21 protein-coding genes are annotated in these 22,852 nt (G+C 34.0%); 13 read left to right on the plus strand and 8 right to left on the minus strand.

Annotated features, from left to right (window positions below; all coding sequences use genetic code 11):
* Positions 1-7: 7 nt before the first annotated feature.
* Positions 8-1,345: a BNR repeat-containing protein gene (locus AAGV28_RS04015; RefSeq protein ID WP_373405532.1), complete on the minus strand. Its 1,338-nt coding sequence runs from the start codon at positions 1,343-1,345 to the stop codon at positions 8-10.
* 332 nt (positions 1,346-1,677) lie between these two features.
* Here AAGV28_RS04015 and AAGV28_RS04020 point away from each other — a divergent pair, with 332 nt between their 5' ends.
* On the plus strand, positions 1,678-2,676 hold the full coding sequence (locus tag AAGV28_RS04020) for a GntR family transcriptional regulator (protein WP_373405533.1): 999 nt from the start codon (positions 1,678-1,680) through the stop codon (positions 2,674-2,676).
* A 120-nt stretch (positions 2,677-2,796) separates the two neighbouring features.
* On the opposite strand, the gene tyrS is transcribed toward AAGV28_RS04020, so the two are convergent.
* Entirely contained in the window at positions 2,797-4,089 is a 1,293-nt protein-coding gene (gene tyrS, locus AAGV28_RS04025) for a tyrosine--tRNA ligase (RefSeq protein WP_373405534.1), read from the minus strand.
* 189 nt (positions 4,090-4,278) lie between these two features.
* Between tyrS and AAGV28_RS04030 the strand changes: the two genes are divergently transcribed.
* Positions 4,279-5,271 carry an NAD-dependent epimerase/dehydratase family protein gene (locus tag AAGV28_RS04030; RefSeq protein ID WP_373405535.1) on the plus strand — a complete coding sequence of 331 codons (993 nt, stop codon included), beginning with the start codon at positions 4,279-4,281 and terminating at the stop codon, positions 5,269-5,271.
* Here AAGV28_RS04030 and AAGV28_RS04035 read toward each other — a convergent pair.
* From AAGV28_RS04035 to AAGV28_RS04045, 3 genes are read right to left on the minus strand one after another with little or no spacing between them, the layout of a single operon-like run.
* The gene (locus AAGV28_RS04035) at positions 5,264-5,812 is read right to left on the minus strand and encodes a DUF4296 domain-containing protein (protein ID WP_373405536.1); all 549 of its coding nucleotides are present in this window, start codon (positions 5,810-5,812) and stop codon (positions 5,264-5,266) included. The genes AAGV28_RS04030 and AAGV28_RS04035 overlap by 8 nt on opposite strands.
* Positions 5,813-5,815: 3 nt before the next feature.
* Entirely contained in the window at positions 5,816-7,156 is a 1,341-nt protein-coding gene (locus tag AAGV28_RS04040; RefSeq protein ID WP_373405537.1) for a dihydroorotase, read from the minus strand.
* Between the two features lie 10 nt (positions 7,157-7,166).
* On the minus strand, positions 7,167-7,892 hold the full coding sequence (locus tag AAGV28_RS04045) for a polyprenol monophosphomannose synthase (protein WP_373405613.1): 726 nt from the start codon (positions 7,890-7,892) through the stop codon (positions 7,167-7,169).
* 106 nt (positions 7,893-7,998) lie between these two features.
* On the opposite strand from AAGV28_RS04045, the gene AAGV28_RS04050 reads away from it, so the two are divergent.
* Complete coding sequence (locus tag AAGV28_RS04050; protein ID WP_373405538.1) at positions 7,999-8,670, plus strand: DUF4271 domain-containing protein; 672 nt, start codon at positions 7,999-8,001, stop codon at positions 8,668-8,670.
* A gap of 13 nt (positions 8,671-8,683) precedes the next feature.
* Positions 8,684-9,433 carry a uroporphyrinogen-III synthase gene (locus AAGV28_RS04055; RefSeq protein ID WP_373405539.1) on the plus strand — a complete coding sequence of 250 codons (750 nt, stop codon included), beginning with the start codon at positions 8,684-8,686 and terminating at the stop codon, positions 9,431-9,433.
* A gap of 183 nt (positions 9,434-9,616) precedes the next feature.
* On the opposite strand, the gene AAGV28_RS04060 is transcribed toward AAGV28_RS04055, so the two are convergent.
* Positions 9,617-10,306: a zinc metallopeptidase gene (locus AAGV28_RS04060; protein WP_373405540.1), complete on the minus strand. Its 690-nt coding sequence runs from the start codon at positions 10,304-10,306 to the stop codon at positions 9,617-9,619.
* 785 nt (positions 10,307-11,091) lie between these two features.
* Positions 11,092-14,664 carry a leucine--tRNA ligase gene (locus AAGV28_RS04065; RefSeq protein ID WP_373405541.1) on the minus strand — a complete coding sequence of 1,191 codons (3,573 nt, stop codon included), beginning with the start codon at positions 14,662-14,664 and terminating at the stop codon, positions 11,092-11,094.
* 213 nt (positions 14,665-14,877) lie between these two features.
* On the opposite strand from AAGV28_RS04065, the gene AAGV28_RS04070 reads away from it, so the two are divergent.
* From AAGV28_RS04070 to AAGV28_RS04100, 7 genes are all read left to right on the plus strand, one after another.
* Positions 14,878-16,263: an alginate export family protein gene (locus AAGV28_RS04070; RefSeq protein WP_373405542.1), complete on the plus strand. Its 1,386-nt coding sequence runs from the start codon at positions 14,878-14,880 to the stop codon at positions 16,261-16,263.
* Positions 16,264-16,268: 5 nt separating this feature from the next.
* On the plus strand, positions 16,269-17,006 hold the full coding sequence (locus AAGV28_RS04075; RefSeq protein ID WP_373405543.1) for a sulfite exporter TauE/SafE family protein: 738 nt from the start codon (positions 16,269-16,271) through the stop codon (positions 17,004-17,006).
* A 127-nt stretch (positions 17,007-17,133) separates the two neighbouring features.
* Positions 17,134-18,009 (plus strand): cell division protein FtsX, encoded by an 876-nt coding sequence (locus AAGV28_RS04080; RefSeq protein ID WP_373405544.1) that lies wholly within the window; start codon positions 17,134-17,136, stop codon positions 18,007-18,009.
* A 126-nt stretch (positions 18,010-18,135) separates the two neighbouring features.
* Positions 18,136-18,369, plus strand: coding sequence for a DUF3098 domain-containing protein (locus tag AAGV28_RS04085; protein WP_373405545.1), 234 nt, complete (start codon positions 18,136-18,138; stop codon positions 18,367-18,369).
* Positions 18,370-18,444: 75 nt separating this feature from the next.
* Complete coding sequence (locus tag AAGV28_RS04090; protein WP_373405546.1) at positions 18,445-19,242, plus strand: undecaprenyl-diphosphate phosphatase; 798 nt, start codon at positions 18,445-18,447, stop codon at positions 19,240-19,242.
* Positions 19,242-19,937: a tRNA pseudouridine(55) synthase TruB gene (truB, locus tag AAGV28_RS04095; RefSeq protein ID WP_373405547.1), complete on the plus strand. Its 696-nt coding sequence runs from the start codon at positions 19,242-19,244 to the stop codon at positions 19,935-19,937. The genes AAGV28_RS04090 and truB overlap by 1 nt, the downstream gene beginning before the upstream one ends.
* Before the next feature lie 7 nt (positions 19,938-19,944).
* Positions 19,945-20,475 carry a hypothetical protein gene (locus AAGV28_RS04100; RefSeq protein ID WP_373405548.1) on the plus strand — a complete coding sequence of 177 codons (531 nt, stop codon included), beginning with the start codon at positions 19,945-19,947 and terminating at the stop codon, positions 20,473-20,475.
* Between the two features lie 52 nt (positions 20,476-20,527).
* Here the strand turns inward: AAGV28_RS04100 and AAGV28_RS04105 are convergent, their stop codons facing one another.
* The gene (locus AAGV28_RS04105) at positions 20,528-21,154 is read right to left on the minus strand and encodes a thioredoxin family protein (RefSeq protein ID WP_373405549.1); all 627 of its coding nucleotides are present in this window, start codon (positions 21,152-21,154) and stop codon (positions 20,528-20,530) included.
* Positions 21,155-21,462: 308 nt separating this feature from the next.
* Here AAGV28_RS04105 and pyrH point away from each other — a divergent pair, with 308 nt between their 5' ends.
* Positions 21,463-22,170, plus strand: a complete 708-nt coding sequence (gene pyrH, locus AAGV28_RS04110) for a UMP kinase (protein WP_373405550.1) — start codon at positions 21,463-21,465, stop codon at positions 22,168-22,170.
* A 77-nt stretch (positions 22,171-22,247) separates the two neighbouring features.
* Positions 22,248-22,811, plus strand: a complete 564-nt coding sequence (gene frr / locus AAGV28_RS04115; RefSeq protein WP_373405551.1) for a ribosome recycling factor — start codon at positions 22,248-22,250, stop codon at positions 22,809-22,811.
* Positions 22,812-22,852 lie beyond the last annotated feature (41 nt).

The following is a 22,852-nucleotide window of genomic DNA, read 5'->3' on the forward strand; positions in this document are numbered from 1 at the left end:
TCTTAGTTTAATTAGTAGCTATTAAAGGCAACTTTTTTACTGCTATAATTTGTACGGGTTGTGGTGCTACCTTTGCTAATCCCTCTCCATCCGCTTGACTTACATTTTGAGAAAAAATGTGTAATTGTTTTTTCTTTTTCCAAAGTTCTTTATCAAAATTAGGTTCCCATTGTCCTACCGTAAAACGGCTGATATCTTCTAATTCCCATTGTTTTTTTTCCAAATTTGTATACCCCAATGTAATTTTGTTGTCTCTTTCTTCGTCTCTAAAAAGCAAATACAACATCGATTTATTTACTAAAATTTCAGGGCGCGAAATTGGAATTCTTTTGGTCCCTCCACCTCCTAAGGTAAATGGTTTTTGATGAAAATTAGTATTGAGTAAGTTCCATTTTCCATCTAATAAATACACCACTTTGTATTGTGGCACGCCATCATTATTCCAATAACTGGCAATATAGGGATTCCCTTCAGCATCCACAGTCATCGAAGTTTGATTAATTAAACTACTGTTTTGAGGCACGTCCCAGGCGTGTTCAGCAGTGGATTTAGTGATTGGTAAATTGTATTTTTCTCCTGTAGATTTCTGCCAGGTTTTCCCGCCATCAGCAGAAAAAGCGTAGCAAATATCATGATTTGTCGATACATCCCAGCTTTCTCTCCAAACCCAGGAAATATAAATTCCTTTTTCGCCTACGCAAATTTGCCAATAGGCAGAGCGCTGATTTTCGCCATCAATTAAATTATTTTGTAACTCGGTCCATTGCTGTGTCTTTACATCATAGGATTTCATAATCATGTTTCCTCTTCCTGAAGCTCCTGATCTATAACAAAACAGCAATTTTCCATTAGGTAAATTATGGAATTCCGGATAAGTAACTTTAGCCTCATCTTTTCCAGTCATGGATTGCTCTTCTCCTAATTCTAAACTAAAAGGCGATTTACTTCTGGCATATCGCAAACGGGTATCATGATGATCCCAACTTACATGAAGATAACCTTCAATGTCTATTGCAATACTAATATCGTTGTGCGCATCCTTTACATTTCCACTGTATGGAGTAATTACTACATCCCATTTTTTTGCATTCAGCTTGCGTTTAGCTAAAACCATTTTCCCTTCGGGATTATAATAAGCGGTGTATTGTATTTCTTTAAAACTAGTAAGAGCACTGTTCCTGAAAACAACAGTATTAACCGAATTATTGCTCCATCCTAAACCAATCTCAGTAGTATTTGTTTTTAACTGAGCATTTACTGTAGCAGAAAAAAAAGTCACTATTAAAAACAAATTTTTAACTATTGAAATCTGTTTATTTAATTGATTCCCTAAACGTACATTCATCACTTTTCTTTTATAAAACCCAAATTAATATTGCGGACAAAATTGCTTTTCAAAAAACCAGAATAAAATAGCAAATCTATTTTTTTTTAATGTTTTTTTTATGGAGTAAATAACAAATGTATGTACAACATTAACAAAAACAAACCAGTACCAACCAGTTTTTAGATTTATCTACCAGATAAATAAGCAACTATCACATAAAACTCAAATGCAACATAGATTTCATCAATAAATAATCTGAAAAATCAGTAGTTTTTAAAACCCTGTCTTAAGAAACCATACCACTATATACCAGTTTTTTTATATATATTTATCGACTTATATTTTGTAGCATGAAAATAATATCCATAAACAAAAGACAAAACCTCCCAAAGTACAAACAGATTATTTTATCTATAGAAATATCTATTGCCGAAAAAAGGTTAAAAAGAGGAGACAAATTACCGTCTGTCAATAAAGTTTCTCTGGAATTTGGTATTTCGAGAGACACGGTTTTACTAGCCTATGATGAACTCAAGAAAAGAGGGATTATTTATGCCATATTAGGTAAAGGTTATTATGTAAAAAGTGAAGATTTTAGTTTTGAACAACGCATTTTTTTATTGTTTGACGAATTGAATGCGTTCAAAGAAGACCTTTACAATTCGTTTATGGAAACCATCAATCGAAATGCACAAATAGATATCTTCTTTCATTATTTCAATCCTGAAGTTTTTAAAAAACTCATTCATGACAACAATGGAAACTATTCCAAATACATCATTATGCCTACAAATTTGGCTAATGCTGCCTCAATAATCAAAACCTTACCTGCTGAAGATGTGTTTATTTTAGACCAAACCAATTCGGAATTAAAAAGTTATCCGTCCGTGCATCAAAACCATTCTAAGGATACTTTTAATGCTTTAGAATCTGGTAAAAATAAGATTGAAAAATACAAAAAACTCATCTTGATTTTTTCCAGTTACAAACAACCTATCGGAATGCGAGATGGCTTTATAGGATTTTGTACAAAACACCAATTTCATTATGACATTATCTCCAACTTTGAAAATAACGAAATCCAAATTGGAGATCTTTACATTATTCCAGATGACCGACATTTGGTCAATGTAATCGAGCAATCTAAAAAACAAAAACTTATTATAGAACAGGATTTTGGCATTATATCTTACAATGACACACCATTAAAAAAAGTAGTTTCTAACGGAATAACCACCATATCAACTGATTTCAAGGAAATGGGTTGTGTATTAGCCGATTTAATTTTAAACCAACGAAAAGAACAAATTGAAAACAAAAGTAGTCTTATAGTAAGAAGCTCCTTGTGATTTTACAAGTAATAGCATAGATTTTAAAATAGACAAACAACCATTAGGAAAACTAAAAAAACCTGATAACATCATGTCATCAGGTTTTTTTACTTACATATTTTTTCTGAAATTTCTTTTTTACAACACTCTTACCACAAAATAGTTTTTCTTTCCACTTTGCAACAAAACAAATTGATTGTTGATTAAATCTTTGTTCGAAAGCGAGAAATCTTCTTTTACTTTTTCTCTGTTTACCGAAATAGAATTAGCAGTCAAAGCTCTTCTTGCTTCACCATTCGATTTAAAAAAGCCTGTTTTTTCGTTTAAAACATCCACAATATTAATTCCAGCTTCGATTTCAGTTCTTGAAATTTCAGCTTGCGGAACACCGTCAAAAACTTCTAAGAAAGTCGCTTCGTCCAGTTGTTTCAAATCATCGGCAGTAGCATTTCCAAAAAGAATATTCGAAGCCTTAATTGCATTGTCTAAATCAGCTACCGAATGTACCATTACAGTAATTTCTTCTGCCAAACGTTTTTGTAACAAACGCAAATGTGGGGTTTCTCTATGTTTTTCAGTTAAATCTTCAATTTCTTCTTTCGATAAAAAAGTGAAAATTTTGATGTATTTTTCAGCATCAATATCCGATGTATTCAACCAATATTGGTAAAATTTATAAGGAGATGTTCTAGCCGAATCCAACCAGATATTTCCACCTTCAGATTTTCCAAATTTGGTTCCATCTGCTTTTGTGATTAATGGGCAAGTTAAAGCATAGGCCTTTCCGCTAGCAATTCTACGTACTAATTCGGTTCCAGTGGTGATATTTCCCCATTGGTCGCTTCCTCCCATTTGCAACGTACAACTTTTTTCTCTGTACAAATGCAAGAAATCGTACCCTTGAACCAATTGGTACGTGAACTCAGTAAACGACATTCCATCAGCAGATTCAGAAGACAAACGTTTCTTTACTGAATCTTTTGCCATCATATAATTTACAGTAATATGTTTTCCCACATCACGTATAAAATCCAGAAAAGAAAAATTCTTCATCCAGTCGTAATTGTTCACTAACTCGGCAGCATTGGGCGCATCCGAAGTAAAATCTAAGAAACGAGCCAATTGTCCTTTTATCGCTTCCTGATTGTGACGCAAAGTAGTTTCGTCTAATAAATTTCTTTCGTTAGATTTTCCTGATGGATCACCAATCATTCCTGTTGCTCCGCCTACTAAGGCTAAAGGTTTGTGACCCGCTATTTGAAAATGTTTCAACAACATTACCCCAACCAGGTGTCCTATATGTAATGAATCTGCAGTTGGGTCAATCCCCACATACGCCACACGCATTTGTTCCATCAAATGTTCTTCGGTGCCTGGCATAACATCGTGGAGCATTCCTCTCCAAGTTACTTCTTCAATAAAATTCTTCATGTTTTTAATCAATTTGCGCAAATATAACACTTTCAAAAATCAATGGCAAAAATCAATTTCAATAGCAATGACATAATTTAATGGCGTTAAAAAAATCAATCGTAGTAACCATAGCAATCTTCGATAAAACTTTGAAATTGAATTTTGAAATTGCCATTGTCATTGCCATTGATTCATTATATTTACAAAATGATTTTAATTACAGGAGGAACTGGTTTAGTAGGCGCGCATTTGTTACTGCATTTAACTGAAAATGGAGAAAAAGTTCGGGCTATTTACCGCAAAGAAGATAAGATTCAAAAAACAAAATTGCTGTTTCAGCGTTATAATAAATTAGCTTTTTTTAATACTATCGAATGGGTGCAAGCTAATATTGTTGACATTCCTTCATTAGAAACTATTTTTGACAATATTACAAAAGTCTACCATTGTGCGGGTTTAATCTCATTTGACCCAAAAGATGAAAATTTACTTCGAAAAACAAATATCGAAGGAACGGCAAACATTGTTAATTTTTGTCTTGCCAAAGGAGTCCAGAAATTATGTTACGTAAGTTCCGTAGCCGCTCTAGGCGATTTAGCTGCACACGAAACCATCATTACCGAAGAAACCGAATGGAATCCAGAAAAGCATCATAACGATTATGCTATTTCTAAATACGGTGCCGAAATGGAAATTTGGCGTGGACAACAGGAAGGATTAGATGTCATTATTGTAAATCCGGGCGTGATTATTGGTCCAGGATTTGAAAATCAGGGCAGCGGGTTATTATTTAAAAAAATTGCCAACGGACTATTATTTTACACCTCAGGAAAAACAGCTTTTGTAGCTGTAGACGATGTGGTGCGAATGATGAAGCAATTGATGGAAAGTACTATTTGCAACGAACGCTTTATTTTAATTGCCGAAAATATTGTATTTAAAGACCTTTTCAACACTATTGCTGATGCCTTAAAAGTAAAAAGGCCTAGCATAGAAGCCAAGCCTTTTATTATGGAAATCACGTGGAGATTGTACTGGTTCTTTAGTCTTTTTAGCCAAAAAACAAACCACGTTTCAAAAGACACCTTACGTTCATTTCTGGGTAAAAAAGAATTTTCAAACCATAAAATCAAAACAACGTTAAATACTTCTTTTTTGAATGTACATCAATACATCAAAGAGACATTTACAGTTAATTAACTTTTACCCCGTTTTTAATTACTGTTGATTTTATTGTAGTTGACGTCGTTTTTGGTTTTTTCTTCAATAAAAGTAAACTGTCTTTTTTCTTTATTTTTTGAAGAGAATCTTTCTTCTTAGCCAAAGCCACTTTTTTAACCGTCTTGATAGAATCTTGTTTTCTTTTTACTGCAATCAAAGAATCTCTTTTAACTTCTTTTTTGATTATAGAATCCAAAACTGCTTTTTTGCTGTCAATACGCTTTAAAACATTATCATATATTTCTTTGTACTCATCAAAATTAGAGGCGTAATAAATGTTACTTTGCGAAAATTGCACACTATCTACTTTATATTTTTTATAAATAAACTCTTTGGGATTAACTTTGTAATTTTCGGTTGTATTGGGTTGATTGTATTTTATCGCATCTAGAAGCGATATATCATATATAATATTCTCCATTACCTCTTTATCAATAAGTTGGTCCGGTTCTTCAACCCCTCCATTCTTACAGCTAAAAAGCAACATTGTAATTACTAAAAATGATACCGTTTTTTTCATTCCCTATCGATCAAATAAAAGTCTTTTTCCAGCGCGAATATTTTTTACTTTAAAAGCATTATACACTAGCTGTCCGTTTACAAAAGTATGTGTAACTCTTGATTTAAAAGTAAATCCTTCAAATGGAGACCACCCACATTTAGCAAAAATATTTTCTTTTTTTACTCCCCAAGGCAAACCAGAATTTACAATTACCAAATCGGCATAATAGCCTTCTTTAACAAAACCCCGTTTTTCTATCTTGAAAATCTTAGCTGGATTGTGACACATTTTTTCCACAATTTTCTCTACGCTAATTTTCCCTTGGTGAAAAGCCTCAAACATAGCCACAACAGCATGTTGTACTAATGGACCACCAGACGGTGCTTTTAAATAAGATTGTTTTTTTTCTTCTAATGTATGAGGTGCGTGATCGGTAGCAATAACATCAATTCTGTCATCTAATAAAGCTTTCCACAACGCGTCTCTGTCCTTAGCAGTTTTCACTGCTGGGTTCCATTTGATAAAATTGCCCTTGGTTGCATAATCATCATTGGTAAACCACAGATGATGCACACAAACCTCGGCCGTAATTTTCTTTTCTTCCAATGGAATTTTATTGGTAAACAAATCCATTTCTTTAGCGGTAGAAAGATGAAAAATATGCAAACGAGCACCTGTTTTCTTAGCCAAAGAAATTGCTTTTGAAGAAGACAAATAACAAGCTGCTTCGCTTCTTATTAAATGATGCGCTGTTACAGGAACATCATCACCATATTCAGCAACGTATTTTTCTAAATTGGCTTTAATGGTAGCTTCGTCCTCACAATGCACTGCAATTAACATAGGCGTACTTGAAAATATTTTTTCTAAAGTAGCTTCATTATCCACTAGCATATTTCCGGTTGAAGAACCTAAAAATATCTTAATTCCAGCAACATTTTTTGGATTGGTTTTTAGAACTTCTTCTAAATTGTCATTGGTTGCACCCATCATAAACGAATAATTCGCATAGGATTTCTCGGCAGCTAACTGGTATTTTTCTTCTAAAATTTCTTGAGTAACGGCATTAGGAACCGTATTCGGTTGTTCGATAAATGACGTAATCCCACCTGCAACAGCAGCTTTAGATTCCGACTCAATATCGCCTTTGTGTGTTAATCCAGGCTCTCTAAAATGCACCTGATCGTCTATAGCACCCGGAATTAAATAATTCCCTTCGGCATCTACAATTTTACAATCGGATGATTTTGCACTAATACTCTCTGAAATTTCAACAATTATATCATTCTCAATTAATACATCGCCTTCAAAAATCACCCCCTCATTTACTATTTTGGCATTCTTAATTAAAACCCTGTTCATTGTTTTTATTTTATAATCTATTAACTAATTTTTTTAATCGAAGCGAAATTACCCCAAACACCGCTTCTACTATTATGGAATTACTCATTTTGGATTGCCCCTTAGTCCTATCGGTAAAAATAATAGGTACTTCGGTAATTTTAAAATCATTGCAAAAAGTGCGATACTTCATCTCTATTTGAAAAGCGTAACCCACAAATTTTATTTTATCCAAATTGATTTTTTCCAATACTTCCCTTTTATAACAAACAAAACCAGCTGTAGCATCGTGAATTTGCATCCCAGTAATCATTCGAACATAAACCGAAGCAAAATAAGAAAGTAAAACTCGGTTTAAAGGCCAATTGACCACATTTACTCCTGTAACATATCTCGAACCAATAACCATATCAGCATCGCCAAAATGAGCGGCATTGAACAACTTTTCTAAATCATGAGGATTGTGTGAAAAATCAGCATCCATTTCAAAAATAAATTCATATTCTCTTGCTAAAGCCCACTTAAAACCGTGTACATAAGCCGTTCCTAAACCCGATTTTTCCTTTCTGTTTTCCAGAAATAAACGCCCTTCAAATTCAGTTTGCAAAAGCCGAACTTTATCTGCTGTATGATCCGGAGAATTATCATCCACTACAAGAACATGAAAATGTTTATGCTGCGAAAGCACTGCTCTAATGATACTTTCAATATTTTCAATTTCGTTATAGGTTGGAATTATAACAATACTATTATTCATACTTTCTAGAAATTTCAAGGCAAAAGTAACCATTTTATGCCATTTGATTCATAATAATAGTATAATAAAAATATTGATATAAAATTTTACTAATTTTGCTTTTACTATGACAGAATATCTCTTACATCCAAGAATTATCGAAAACAAAGACTGGGCAACCTTTTTATTTGTTTTTGCCTTTGGTATTATTGCCATCACTAAATCAGTGTATGGAAATCGATTTGGTGATTTCATCAATCTTATTTTTTCAGATAAATATTCTAAAGTCTATCGTGATAGTAGCCAACTTAAAAGTAGCTTTACCATTTCTCTATTCTTTGTACAAGTCATTTCTTTTGCTTTCTTTATCCAAATTTCATTGAGTATTTTTGGTTATGCGTCTAAAACCGATTGGATCTTATACATCCAAATTATCACTTTTCTGCTCTTTTTTATTTTATCGAAGTATTTAGTCGAAAAAATTATTGCGACCACCTTCAATATTGAAGAATTCATGGAGCAATTTAACCTACAAAAAATCACTTATCGAACCTATATTGGGATAATAATCTTGCCTATCAATATTCTTTTGTTTTACTACAATGCTGTCTCTCAGAACATACCAATAGTTATAATTACTATAATACTAGTCTTGAGTATACTAACTTATTGCCTTTCAATAAAAAAATATCAAAGTTTAATATTCAGTAAGATGTTTTATTTTATTTTATATCTTTGCACTCTCGAAATAGCTCCTTATTTTTTTATGTATTATTTGTTTACAAAAGGGAGCGCTTAGAAAATGTTAAAATATGAAAGTCAAAACAATTTTGGTATCGCAGCCAGAGCCTAAAGTAGAGAACTCTCCTTACTTTGAACTCCAACAAAAACATAAAATCAAAATTGATTTCCGTCCTTTTATCCACATAGAAGGAGTTAGTGCAAAAGAAATTAGACTTCAAAAAATTGATCTTAATCATTTTTCGGCAATTATTTTAACCAGTAGAAATGCTGTGGATCATTTTTTCAGAGTAGCCGAAGAAATGCGTTTTAAAGTTCCTGAAGGTTTAAAATACTTTTGTCAATCAGAAGCCGTAGCTTTCTATTTGCAAAAATATGTTGTCTATAGAAAACGTAAGATTTATGTTGGACCAAAGGATTTTGCTGATTTATCCCCTTTGATTAAAAAATACAAAGACGAAAAATTCTTATTACCAGCTTCAGACCAATTAAATGCCGAAGCGCCAATAGTTTTAAACAACCTAAAAGTCGATTGGACACAGGCTACTTTTTACAGAACAGTAATGAGTGACTTATCTGATTTGGCAGATGTTTATTATGATGTTTTAGCTTTCTTTAGCCCAACAGGAATTAAATCATTATACAAAAACTTCCCTGACTTCAAACAAAACGATACCCGAATTGCTGTTTTTGGAAGCACAACACAAAAAGAAGCCTTAGACCACGGATTAAGAGTCGACATTCTTGCTCCTGCTCCCGGAACACCTTCTATGACAATGGCTTTAGAAAAATATGTTGCCGAAGCCAACAAAACAAAATAAACCTTAAACTGAATTGCAATATCAACTGCAAAAGTCAATTTCAATAAAAAATTCCAAATCCCAATTAATAGATAATTATTGGAATTTGGAATTTTTATTTTTGGAATTTATTTATTTTTCAACTCCATCATTGCAATTGATTTTATGCTATTGTAATTGCAATTGATTTTTGAAATTGAAATTTTAGTCCCTCCTACTACCTCCTAAATAAATAGACACGTAATACAGCAATGTAGCAATAGAACCTAAAGCCGCTACTACATAAGTACGCGCTGCCCATTTTAATGAATCTTCGGCACCTGCATATTCGGCAGGATTAAGCATGTTTTTATTTTTTAGCCAAGCCAATGCGCGATTACTCGCATCATATTCCACAGGCAAAGTAACTATAGAAAAAACCGTTGTAGCTGCAAACAATACAATACCTACTAACAACAAGCCGGGAAATGTTTGCAGCATAAGAATACCCGCCAGCAAAACCCATTGCATATATGAAGAAGCCACATTAACAAACGGAACTAATTTAGAACGCATCGTTAACCACTCGTAACCTACAGCATGTTGCACCGCATGACCACATTCGTGAGCCGCAACAGCCGCAGCAGCCGCATTACGCTGATTGTACACCGCTTCACTCAAATTAACCGTTTTATCCACCGGATTGTAATGATCTGTTAATTGTCCCGGAGTCGAAATCACACGTACATCACGGATTCCGTTATCCGCTAACATTTTTTCAGCAATTTCAGCACCGCTCATATTATTTTGCAAATGCAATTTCGAATAATGTTCAAACTTGCTCTTTAATCTCCAACTTACTAACCAGCTAAACAACATAATTGCTCCAGCCAGAATTAAATAACCGCTTCCCATATCTTTATGTATTTATTTCAAATTTATAAAAAATAATCAGCAAATTGCGAACCAAATTCCAGAAATGCCAATTTGACAGCTGTTAAAAATGTATTAAATAGCAATTTCAAAATTCAATTTCAATGGCAATGGCAATTTCAAAAGTCAATAACAATAGTAAAATTCCAAATTCCAAATTCCAATAAAAAGTGACACACAATCTTGTCATTCCATAGGAATCTATACTCGAAGTCAATTGTAATATGAGATTCCTACGGAATGACAAACTGGAGGTAAAAAAAATCCATTTCAGAATTCAATAGTAATGACAATTTCAAAAAATAAAAATTCCAGACTCCAATAAAAAGTGACACACAATCTTGTCATTCCGTAGGAATCTATACTCGAAGTCAATTGTAATATGAGATTCCTACGGAATGACAAACTGGAGGTAAAAAAAATCCATTTCAGAATTCAATAGTAATGACAATTTCAAAAAATAAAAATTCCAAATTCCAATAAAAAGTGACACACAATCTTGTCATTCCGTAGGAATCTATACTCGAAGTCAATTGTAATATGAGATTCCTACGGAATGACAAACTGTGAGGTAAAAAAAACAATGGCAATAGCAATGGCAATGGCAATGACAAAAAGCAATGGCAAAAATCAACATCAAAAAAATCCAAACTCCAATTAACGCATTGTCATTGAAATTTGGATTTTATTTTTTGGAATTTTATCTGCTTTTAATCATTGACGATTGAAATTGCCATTGATATTTGAAATTGAAATTGCTATTAAATTTACCCTACAAGATTAATGATTTTCCCCGGAACAATAATCACCTTATTTGGTGTTCTACCGTCTAACTGTTTTTGAGTTCTTTCGTCTTTCATCACGATTTCCTCGATTTGTTCTTTGGTTAAATCCAAAGGCAAAGTAAGTGTGAAACGCATTTTTCCGTTGAAAGAAACTGGATATTCTTTATCACTTTCTACCAAATGTTTTGGTTCGAAAACAGGAAACGGTTCTTGTGAAATTCCTTTATAATCTTTTAATTCTTCAATCTTTAAATTTTTCAATGCAAGCCATAATTCCTCAGCAATGTGTGGCGCATAAGGCGAAATTACAATAGCCAATGGTTCTAAAATAGCACGGGAATGACAATTTTGCGCCGACAATTCGTTGACACAAATCATAAACTGAGAAACCGAAGTATTGAAAGAGAAATTCTCGATATCTTCTGCCACTTTTTTGATGGTTTTGTGTAATGATTTTAAGTTATCTTTTGTTGGTTCTTCGTCGGTAACAATCAAACCATTATTTTCATCAAAATACAAACGCCACAATTTTTTCAGGAAACCGAAAACTCCCGAAATTCCTGCCGTGTTCCAAGGTTTTGCTTGTTCCAATGGCCCTAAGAACATTTCATACAAACGCAATGTATCCGCACCATATTCCGCACAAATATTGTCTGGTGTTACTACATTGTATTTCGATTTCGACATTTTTTCGACTTCGCGAGAAACAATGAATTTTCCGTTTTCATTTGGAATCACTATTGCATTATTAAAATCTTCTCGCCATACTTTAAATTTTTCAACATCTAATTCATCAGAAGAATTTACTATTGAAACATCTGTATGAATAGGGTTAATTACAAGAGTGATATCTTCACTAAATCCTGAATCAGAAAATAATTTCGCTAATGGACTAATTTCTTTAACCCTTATAAAAAGTGGAAACTTATTAAACTGTTCTTTCAAAGTATCACTTAAATAATCAAGAGAAACATAAGTATTTAAAAAATTATTACGCAAATTTTTCATCACACCTTCTCGAACTTTTAAATCTTCCAAATCAAGAACTAATTCATTTCCATTGCAAACTTCATTATCCTCTCCATATGTTAAATTAAAATCTGTAACCCTGTAAACAAACGCACTAGTCCCCAAAATCATTCCCTGATTAATCAGTTTTTTGAAGGGTTCTTCGGTTGGAGCAAAACCTTTGTCTTTTAAGAATTTGTTCCAAAAACGAGAATACAATAAATGGCCTGTTGCGTGTTCGCTTCCGCCAATGTATAAATCCACAGACTCCCAATATTTCAGGGCTTCTTTACTGGCAAATTCGTTCTCATTCCCCGCATCCATATAACGCATCCAGTACCATGAACTTCCTGCCCAACCTGGCATGGTGTTTAATTCTAAAGGAAAAATGGTAACCTCCCCCGACCCCTCCGAAGGAGGGGAGAGTAATTCGTTTGAAACTACTTTATTATTTACACTATCCCAAGCCCAAGTGGTAGCATTTCCTAATGGAGGCAAACCGTCTTCGGTTGGTAAATATTTTTCTACTTCTGGTAAGATAATTGGCAAATGTTGCGCATCAATCATCTGCGGTAAACCATTCACATAATACACTGGAAATGGTTCTCCCCAATAACGTTGACGGGAGAAAACCGCATCACGCAAACGGTAATTGATTTTCCCTTTACCCTGACCTATATTTTCTAGGGCTTCAATAACTTTTTTAGTCGCTTCTTTGTAACCTAATCCGTTTAAGAAATCAGAATTTTTTAGTGTAAATCCACTTTTTTCTGCAAAAGCAAAATCCACCCCGCCCTGCGGGCTCCCCTCCAACGGAGGGGAATTTAAAGCAAAAATATTTTTGATCTCCTGCATTCCGTCTTGACCTTTGAAGAAATTGGCAAAAGCATAATCTCTTTCATCGCCACAAGGAACCGCCATTACCGCACCTGTTCCGTAACCCGCCAAAACATAATCGCCAATCCAAACTGGAATCGCTTCCTTAGTAAACGGATGTTCCGCATAAGCTCCCGTAAAAACTCCTGAAATGGTTTTTACATCCGCCATACGCTCTCTTTCGGAACGTTTTGCGGTTTTTTCGATATAGGCTTCAACTGCTGCTTTTTGTTCCGGAGTGGTGATTTGAGCTACCAATTCGTGTTCTGGTGCTAATGTCATAAAGGTAACTCCGAAAATGGTGTCGGGACGGGTTGTGAAAACCGAAATCCCCCTAGCCCCCGAAGGGGGAACTATCGCATTGCGTAATTCGTGCGTAATAATATCGAGAACGCTATCAATATTATTGAGCACCTCTTTATTACTAAAGCGAATCACTTTAAAGCCTTTTTCATTAAGAACTTTTGTTCTTTCAGCATCAGCTTCTTGACAATCATCATGGATTCCGCCATCAACTTCAACCACTAATTTTTTAGAAAGACAAACAAAATCCACTATAAAATCAGCAATTAAATGCTGTTGTCTAAATTTATAATCTAATGCTTTAGATTTTAAATTTAACCATAACATTTTTTCAGCCTCAGTTGGATTATTTCTCATTTCTTTTGCTCTTTCAAGCAACAAATGGGAATTATTCCCTCCAGTCATGTAACCTAAAGTTTTATTAGACTCCAAGTTCTCTTCCCCTTCGGGGAAGGATAGGATGGGGAAAGAAACCATCGCTCCAACACTCTTCCCTATCCAGTTTCTCTGACTTTCTTTGATACTTTCGCTCCAGTCGATATCATTTAAACCCTGCAACAAACGCTCTGCATAAGCCGAAATACGCATGCTCCATTGCGTCATTTTTTTACGAATAACCGGATAACCACCTCGTTCTGAAACGCCATTGATGATTTCGTCATTTGCCAAAACCGTTCCTAAGCCTGGACACCAGTTTACCTCGGTTTCTGCCAAATAAGTCAATCTATATTGTAACAAGATTTTCTCCTGTTGTTCTTTTACGAAAGCATTCCATTCGTCAGCTGAAAAACCTTCTATATTTTCATCGCAAACGGCATTGACATTCGTATTTCCTTCTGTTGAGAAAAGGGCAATTAAGGTCGAAATATCCTCTGCTTTATCGGAATCTTTATTGTACCAGGAATTGAATAATTGGATAAAAATCCATTGGGTATGTTTGTAATAATCGGGATTGGAAGTACGAACCTCTCTGTCCCAATCAAATGAGAATCCTATTTTGCCTAGTTGTTTTCTGTAACCTGCAATTTGGTTTCCTTCTTTATCCACACCACCGTCAATATTCACGCGAGTAGTATCTTCCGGACGCTGACCTGTTTGTATCGCATATTGCTCAGCTGGCAATCCGAAACTGTCGTAACCCATTGGGTGCAAGACATTAAAACCTTGGTGTCTTTTAAAACGAGAATACACATCCGAAGCAATATAACCCAGCGGATGCCCCACGTGCAATCCTGCTCCCGAAGGATAAGGAAACATATCTAATACGTAATGTTTCGGTTTATCTGAATTGTTTTGTGCTGCAAAAGTTTTATTATCAGCCCAGTATTTTTGCCATTTGGCTTCTATTTCGTTCGGATTGTATTTCATTCCTCTTTTAAATTAATTTTAAATTAAACCCTTTCAGGGTTTTGAACCCTAAAAGGGTTACAAAAAAATTGAGTGGCAAATTTACGTTTATTGCACATTGCACCAAAGTTATTTGTGGAAAAGAAGAAATAAATCAACAACTAATAGAATGCTAAGTAAGAATACTTATTTTTGCAGTCTGTTTTAATAGCTATTTGCTACAAACATTCTTTTATGAAAAAAACGGTTTTACTCCACTTACTGATTGTAGTTGGTTTTTTCTGTTCTGAAAAAATAGTCGCCCAAGACTCTGCGGCTATAACCCACTTATTACTTCAAAAAAAGCTCATTACCCAAAAAGAAGCCGATTCATTATTGAACCTTCCGCTTTTTAATCCAAAAGAAAATTTTGAAAATAAAAGTTTTGCTATTGGTTTAGAGTTTAGACCTCGAATCGAATACCGTGACGGTTATAAGCAATTACCAACCGAAGATACTAAAGCCGCATACTTTGGTACACAAAGAAGCCGACTGAACTTTAACTACGAACAGCCTAAATTCAAATTCCACACTTCTATTCAAGACATTAGAGTCTGGGGGCAATATGAGTTAAACAATTCATCGGGCTCTTTGAATGTTTTTGAAGCCTATATAGAAACGGCTGTTTCTGATCGTTTTTTACTCAAAATAGGCCGTCAAAAAGTGGAATTAGACAACGGAAGAATTTTTTCGGCAGCCAACTGGAGGCAATCCGCAAGAGCGCATGACGGAATAAACCTGATTTACGAGAGTAAAACCGTTCATTCTGAACTGATAACCGCTTTTAATCAAACCAGCGAACGAATTTTTGAAACTGATTTTGCTCCAACCACATTTACCAATTATAAGATGCTAAATGTACATTACCTAAAAGCCAAATTAAACAAGCATTTTACTTTAACCACGATCAATTCCGCTGATAGTTATCAAAGTAAAACCAACGCTAATACTTTATATACTCGCGGAACTTCGGGCGGGCGATTGGATTTTGAAAAAGGCAATTTATACCTAACTTTCAGCGGTTATTACCAATACGGACAATTGCAAACGGGGAACCAAATTTCTGCTTATTATTTCCAACCGGAAATCCAACTCAAAACAAATAAATTAACCACTCGATTAGGTGCGGAATATATGAGTGGGGACAATGCCAACAAAACAACTGATATTTCAAAATCATTTGTGCCATTGTATGGCGTTGCTTGGCGATTTATGGGCAACATGGATTATTTTACTTCTTTCCCAATTGATTTAAAAAATGGAGGATTGATCAATCCCTATTTATTTTTTATTTATGATCTCAATAAAAAAGTAAGCTTGCGTTCAGACTTTCACTTATTTTATTTACAAAACAAAGTGAAAGACAATTTAGATCAAGTTGTTCATCCTTATTTAGGTTTCGAAAATGATTTGTCTTTTCATTATAAATACAACTCCTTTACAATGGTTGATTTTGGTTTTTCATATATGGCTGCCAAAAAGAGTATGGAAACCCTTAAAGGAGGAAATAGCAACATTACGCCTGTTTGGAGTTATGTAATGATTACTTTCAAACCAGAATTATTTAGTTTTAAAAAATAACTTTGATGGATTGCAGTGCTATTTTAATACTTTTTCTATTAGCACTAGTTGCTTTTTTATATTCCTCGGTGGGTCATGGTGGCGCTAGTGGATATTTAGCCATTATGGCAATGATGGGTGTAGTTCCACTTATGATGAAACAATCGGCTTTAGTGATGAATTTAGCCGTGTCACTATTCTCATTTATTGGATTTTACAGGTCAGGATTTTTTAGGTTAAAGTTATTTGTTCCTTTTATGGTAGCGAGTATCCCCATGGCTTTTTGGGGCGGCACCATGAGCTTACCCGATGCTATTTATAAAAAAATATTAGCAGTTTGTATTTTTGTTTCCATCATTCGATTACTATACCAGTTTGAAGAAAGTAAGGAACCAAATCGAGAAATACCTTTATGGGCTGGACTTCTATCGGGTGGAAGTATTGGCTTGCTTTCTGGTCTTTTAGGTATTGGCGGAGGCATCATCCTTAGTCCTTTAATGCTTTTAATGCGTTGGTCAAAATTAAAAGAAACCGCAGCCGTTTCGGCATTGTTTATTTTTGTCAATTCGCTTTCCGGACTTTATGGACAAATTCAAAAAGGGGGTTTTAATTTATCTCAAGATTTACAAATAGCGGTTATTGCTACAATCATAGGAGGATTATTAGGCTCTTATTTTGGAAGTCAAAAATTTAACTCTAAAACCTTAAAATACCTCTTAGCAGTTGGACTCACCATTGCAGGCTTAAAATTACTTTTTTCTTAAAAATTCTCTTTTAAGCAAAAATATTTTTAAAAATATCCGCTTTATTGCAAGAAAGTTGAAACTTTGGTCGTTATTAACTTCATATAAAGAAATACTTTATTATTTTTACCCCATAATTACATAAACTATGAGTTCTTCATTTGATAAATTTCAAAAACGCAGGTTAATTTCCTCTTATTTTTCGGTAGTTTTAAGCATCTTCTTAGTTTTATTTTTACTAGGAACATTGGGGCTTTTTATCATTAATTCTAAAAAATTAGCGGACGACTTTAAAGAAAAAATCGCTATGACTGTTTTCTTTAAAAACGAAGCCAATGATACTATTTTGAAAAAATTTGGAACTGAGTTAAAAAAAGCAGCTTACGCAAAATCGATTGTATATGTAAGCAAAGATGAAGCGGCCAAGCAACATACGGATATTATTGGCGAAGATTTTTTAACTTTCTTAGGCGAAAATCCATTGCAAAACTCTTATGACATTCACATCAAAGCAGATTATGTAGAAAAAGATAGTGTAGCCAAAATCGAACAAAAATTACGCACTAATCCAATGATTTCGGATATTGTTTACGACAAACAATTAGTAAATTTAGTTAACGATAACATCAAAAAAGTAAGTATGTGGATTTTAATCATAAGCGTATTCTTGACTTTTATTGCTGTATTATTGATTAATAGTTCTCTTCGACTTTCAATTTATTCCAACCGATTTATCATAAAAACCATGCAAATGGTAGGTGCAACTAAATCGTTTATTAGAAAACCATTTGTGATGCGAAGTGTCAAACTAGGAATGCTTGGAGCGGCATTAGCCATTTTAGCATTAATTGGACTTTTGTCTTATGTAAACTCCAACTTTCCAGAATTAGGAATTTTAGAGAACAAAGTACTTATTTTATTTGTCTTTGCCGCAGTTTTTGGATTTGGAGTTTTAATCACCTGGTTAAGTACTCATTTTGCTACGCAACGTTTCTTAAACCTAAGAACTGACGATTTATACTAATATTCAGTGTTCAGCTGTAAGTGTTCAGAAAATCACTGAAGAATTTAAAAGAAATAAAAACTTTAAAAATATAGGAATGAGATTGCTTCCGCCCCGGCGGACAAATCGTTCCTCGCAATAAAAAACATGAAAGACGACAAAAAAGAATTTTTATTCGACAAAATAAATTATAAAATTCTATTGATAGGAATTGGAGTAATTGCACTTGGATTTATACTAATGTCTGGAGGCGGTAGCGATGATCCTAATGTGTATAGCGATGCAATTTTTAACTTTAGAAGAATTCGATTAGCACCTACAACAGTTTTAATTGGCTTCGGTATTACCGTTTATGCTATTTTAAAAAATCCTAAAAAATAGTATTCAGTGTTCAGTATTTAGTGATCAGTTAGTACCAACTAAAATCTAAATTCTAAAATCTAAAATCTAAATTAAATGAACACATTACAAGCTATTGTTCTGGCTATAATAGAAGGAATCACTGAATTTCTTCCTGTTTCTTCTACCGGACACATGATTATTGCTTCTTCTTTTTACGGAATTGCGCAAGACGATTTTACTAAACTTTTTACAATTGTAATTCAGCTTGGCGCCATACTTTCGGTTGTTGTTTTGTATTTCAAACGTTTTTTTCAAACACTTGATTTTTACTTTAAACTTTTGGTTGCTTTTATTCCAGCCGTAGTTTTAGGATTATTGCTAAGTGATTTTATTGATGGTTTATTAGAAAATCCGGTTACTGTTGCCGTTTCGCTTTTAATAGGAGGAATCATTTTATTGAAAGTGGACGATTGGTTCAACAAACCCAATACTGCCGAAACCTCTCAAGAAATTTCCTATTCACAAGCTTTTAAAATTGGAATGTTTCAATGTCTGGCTATGATTCCAGGAGTTTCCAGAAGTGGAGCCAGCATCGTGGGAGGAATGTCTCAAAAACTGACCCGAACTACAGCTGCCGAATTCTCCTTCTTTTTAGCAGTTCCTACCATGTTTGGAGCTACCGCTAAAAAATGTTACGATTATTACAAAGACGGTTTTGTATTAACAGACGAGCAAACTAATTTATTAATTATTGGTAATGTAATTGCTTTTATTGTAGCGCTTTTAGCTATTAAAACTTTCATTGGGTTTTTGACAAAAAACGGATTTAAGGTTTTTGGTTATTACCGAATAATTGCTGGAATCATCTTGTTATTGATTCACCTTTTCATCCACCCGCTTAGCATATTATAATGACAACTGAAGAATATTTAGAAGGACAAATTTTACTGATAGACAAACCTTTACAATGGAGTTCGTTTCAAGCTGTCAATAAATTAAAATACCTATTGATTAATAAAGTTGGACTTCCAAAAAAGTTCAAAATTGGTCATGCAGGAACTTTAGATCCATTAGCTAGCGGACTCTTATTAATTTGCACTGGAAAGTTTACCAAAAGAATCGCCGAACTTCAGGGTCAAGCCAAAGAATACACAGGTACTTTTTACATTGGAGCCACTACTCCATCCTACGATTTAGAAACTGAAATTGACGCTACTTTTCCAACAGCACATATTGATGAAGCCTTAATTCACGAAACCGTGAAACAGTTTTTAGGCGAAATTGACCAAAAACCACCAATTTTTTCTGCCATTAAAAAAGACGGAAAACGCTTGTACGAGCACGCTCGAGCAGGTGAAGAAGTCGAAATTGCCAGCAGAAAAACTACCATCCACGAATTTGAAATTACCCGAATTGCACTTCCTGAAATCGATTTCAGAGTGGTTTGCAGCAAAGGTACATACATTCGCTCACTGGCTTTTGATTTTGGAAAAGCCATGAATTCAGGTTCGCACTTAACTGCGTTGAGACGAACAAAAATTGGCGATTTCGATGTGAAAAATGCTATTGATGTTACCTTGTTTGAAGAGTCAATTATTTCAAAATAATCATACAATGACTCCAATAAAAACTTTATTATTTCTAGTATTTCTTTCAGGAAGTCTTTTGGCACAAGACAAAAAAATCACATATACTCAATTTGATGTCACAATAGCTTTCACTGGAAATCCTGACGAAGACGAAGTAAACCAATACAACAACGAAAAACAAGCTTTTTTTATACCTGATGGACTGGGAACAAAATTTGGTTATGGATTACATCATAAAAAATGGATAGCACTTGGAATTCATAGTGGATTGAACTGGGATTGGTCTAATAAATTAGTTGTTACTCCTGTTTTTGCTAATTTTAGATTAAGTCCAAAAATAATTGATGAAACAAGAATCACATTACAACTTGGACTGGGCAAAGCTATTGCATTAGGTCGTGGCAACTTAATTGGTGATTATAAAAAAATCAGTCTTGGGATACAAAACGACGATAATATTTTATTTTTTATTGAATTAAACCATTATGCGTTGCCCATTAACAATCAAAGAAATTCGGGAAATGTTAGTTTGGGATTATCTTTAATAAGCTTTTAGAATTATTCCTTTCTGTTTCCTTACCCAGTAACACATAAAACACCATCAAATGTTACTCATTTTCAACAATCTCCCGATCTAAATCCTGCATCATATCCATAATTTCTGCTTGGATAGTATTTCCCTTATCATGCAAGTACCACAATTGCAATTCGGTTTTTATGGTTTCATCCAGAACACCATGTTCTTTTTTATAATTCAAAATAAGATCAGTCGCTCCTTTTGGTCTTGGTCCCCAATGCGCTAATGCTCCAGATGTTTCCTTATTAATAACAATCAACTTAGGAATGGCTCTTCCTTTATTCGTTAAAAAATGATCCATCAATTCTAAATTTTCATCTCTAAACACAATTCTAAGATCAATTTTTCCCTCAGCAGCTTGGCTCATTTTATCAAAAATAGGCAACAATTGTGCTGCATCTCCACACCAACCTTCAGAAATTACTAACCAGATAAACTCGTTGTTTAATGACTTAAGTTTACTGCTGTATTCATCAGAAATTTTCATCGTCTTGTCTAAACGATTCATACGAGTTTCGTTTAGATTACTATAATTTGTTAATTCTTCAGATTGTTCGTTTCCTGTTGATTTTCCTTCTCTTAATAAATCGGTAACTAATTTTCTATATTCTGGATAAGAATGACTGTTAAATAAAGCATGGGCAATTGACTGTATCATGTTGTTTGAATGTTTTGAGTAAAGTTAGAATAAATAAATGGTACATTACAAAAGCTATGGAGATTTTACATTTCTTTCTAAAAATTCGAATAGTGCCAAATTCAGTCAATGCGATTGGATGATTTAACCTAAAGAATTGAGTATCTACAGCACTTTTGAAACCAATAAGATTAAAATGGATACTATTTTCAACTTGGGTTACCAAGCGGCCAAATACAGTTACGAAAACAAAATTTATAAAATTTAAGTCACCCTATTTCAGAAAAAAAGAATATCCCTATATTTGCACCAATCAACGCAACAAAGACATGAAATACAAAAGAATTCTTCTAAAATTAAGCGGTGAAGCTTTAATGGGAGACCGTCAATATGGAATAGATCCTGTAAGATTAGCTGAATATGCTGAAGAAATCAAAAAAGTGCATTCCAAAGGAGTAGAAATTGCCATTGTAATAGGTGGAGGAAACATCTTTAGAGGAGTTGCAGGGGCAAGCAACGGAATGGACAGAGTACAAGGAGATTACATGGGAATGCTTGCTACGGTTATTAACGGAATGGCATTGCAAGGTGCGCTGGAAGAAAAAGGCATGAAAACGCGTTTGCAAACAGCCTTAAAAATGGAGTCTATTGCTGAACCTTATATCAAAAGAAGAGCTGATCGTCACTTGGAAAAAGGAAGAATCGTGATTTTTGGAGCTGGAACAGGAAATCCTTATTTCACTACTGATACAGCCGCTGTTTTACGTGGAATTGAAATCAATGCCGACGTAATCCTAAAAGGAACTCGCGTAGATGGAGTATATGATTGTGATCCAGAAAAAAATGCTTCGGCAGTAAAATTTGATTTCATCTCTTTTGATGATGTAATCAAAAAAGGATTAAATGTAATGGACACAACTGCTTTTACATTAAGTCAAGAAAACAAATTACCTATTCTAATTTTTGACATGAACCAAAGCGGAAATCTGGAAAGAATCTGCGACGGTGAAAACGTAGGTACTGTAGTAAATATATAGTTTACAGTGTTCAGTTGTCAGTTTGCAGTTAGCACTGATTACTGAACAGTGAATACTGAACACTAAATAATAAAAAAATGACTGAAGAAATTGAATTTATATTAGATAGCACGCAAGAATCAATGGAAGGTTCTATTGCTCACTTAGAAAAAGAATTTCTAAATATTCGTGCTGGAAAAGCATCTCCTGCTATGTTAGGAAGTGTTTTTGTAGATTATTACGGTTCGGCTACACCATTAAACCAAGTAGCAAAAATTAGCGTTCCTGATGCTAGAACCATCACTTTGCAACCTTTTGAAAAAAACCTGTTGCATACTATTGAAAAAGCGATCATGGTAGCTAATATTGGGTTTAACCCAATGAATAATGGTGATATTATCATTATTAGTGTACCACCTTTAACAGAAGACCGCCGTCGTGAATTAGCAAAACAAGCTAAAGCCGAGGCTGAAGATGCAAAAATAGGAATTAGAAACGCTAGAAAAGATGCCAATACGGATATCAAAAAACTAGAAAAAGACGGAACTTCGGAAGACATTTGTAAAAGTGCCGAGGAAGAAGTTCAAACTTTGACTAATACGTATATCAAAAAAATAGATGAACTTCTTGTTGCAAAAGAAGCCGAAATCATGAAAGTATAACTTTTCAGGAAACATACTTTTAAATCCGTTTGGTTTTACTA

This window comes from Flavobacterium zubiriense (genome assembly GCF_041729725.1).
Taxonomy (GTDB): Bacteria; Bacteroidota; Bacteroidia; order Flavobacteriales; family Flavobacteriaceae; genus Flavobacterium; species Flavobacterium zubiriense.

Coding starts and splice junctions, on each gene's coding strand:
- AAGV28_RS04105 (WP_373405549.1), bottom strand. CDS start 21,154: ATGATACAGTCAATTGCCCATGCTTTATTTAACAGTCATTCTTATCCA.
- AAGV28_RS04090 (WP_373405546.1), top strand. CDS start 18,445: ATGAACACATTACAAGCTATTGTTCTGGCTATAATAGAAGGAATCACT.
- AAGV28_RS04015 (WP_373405532.1), bottom strand. CDS start 1,345: ATGAATGTACGTTTAGGGAATCAATTAAATAAACAGATTTCAATAGTT.
- AAGV28_RS04070 (WP_373405542.1), top strand. CDS start 14,878: ATGAAAAAAACGGTTTTACTCCACTTACTGATTGTAGTTGGTTTTTTC.
- AAGV28_RS04020 (WP_373405533.1), top strand. CDS start 1,678: ATGAAAATAATATCCATAAACAAAAGACAAAACCTCCCAAAGTACAAA.
- AAGV28_RS04055 (WP_373405539.1), top strand. CDS start 8,684: ATGAAAGTCAAAACAATTTTGGTATCGCAGCCAGAGCCTAAAGTAGAG.
- AAGV28_RS04080 (WP_373405544.1), top strand. CDS start 17,134: ATGAGTTCTTCATTTGATAAATTTCAAAAACGCAGGTTAATTTCCTCT.
- AAGV28_RS04050 (WP_373405538.1), top strand. CDS start 7,999: ATGACAGAATATCTCTTACATCCAAGAATTATCGAAAACAAAGACTGG.
- AAGV28_RS04100 (WP_373405548.1), top strand. CDS start 19,945: ATGACTCCAATAAAAACTTTATTATTTCTAGTATTTCTTTCAGGAAGT.
- AAGV28_RS04075 (WP_373405543.1), top strand. CDS start 16,269: ATGGATTGCAGTGCTATTTTAATACTTTTTCTATTAGCACTAGTTGCT.
- pyrH (WP_373405550.1), top strand. CDS start 21,463: ATGAAATACAAAAGAATTCTTCTAAAATTAAGCGGTGAAGCTTTAATG.
- AAGV28_RS04060 (WP_373405540.1), bottom strand. CDS start 10,306: ATGGGAAGCGGTTATTTAATTCTGGCTGGAGCAATTATGTTGTTTAGC.
- AAGV28_RS04045 (WP_373405613.1), bottom strand. CDS start 7,892: ATGAATAATAGTATTGTTATAATTCCAACCTATAACGAAATTGAAAAT.
- truB (WP_373405547.1), top strand. CDS start 19,242: ATGACAACTGAAGAATATTTAGAAGGACAAATTTTACTGATAGACAAA.
- AAGV28_RS04030 (WP_373405535.1), top strand. CDS start 4,279: ATGATTTTAATTACAGGAGGAACTGGTTTAGTAGGCGCGCATTTGTTA.
- tyrS (WP_373405534.1), bottom strand. CDS start 4,089: ATGAAGAATTTTATTGAAGAAGTAACTTGGAGAGGAATGCTCCACGAT.
- AAGV28_RS04035 (WP_373405536.1), bottom strand. CDS start 5,812: ATGAAAAAAACGGTATCATTTTTAGTAATTACAATGTTGCTTTTTAGC.
- frr (WP_373405551.1), top strand. CDS start 22,248: ATGACTGAAGAAATTGAATTTATATTAGATAGCACGCAAGAATCAATG.
- AAGV28_RS04065 (WP_373405541.1), bottom strand. CDS start 14,664: ATGAAATACAATCCGAACGAAATAGAAGCCAAATGGCAAAAATACTGG.
- AAGV28_RS04085 (WP_373405545.1), top strand. CDS start 18,136: ATGAAAGACGACAAAAAAGAATTTTTATTCGACAAAATAAATTATAAA.
- AAGV28_RS04040 (WP_373405537.1), bottom strand. CDS start 7,156: ATGAACAGGGTTTTAATTAAGAATGCCAAAATAGTAAATGAGGGGGTG.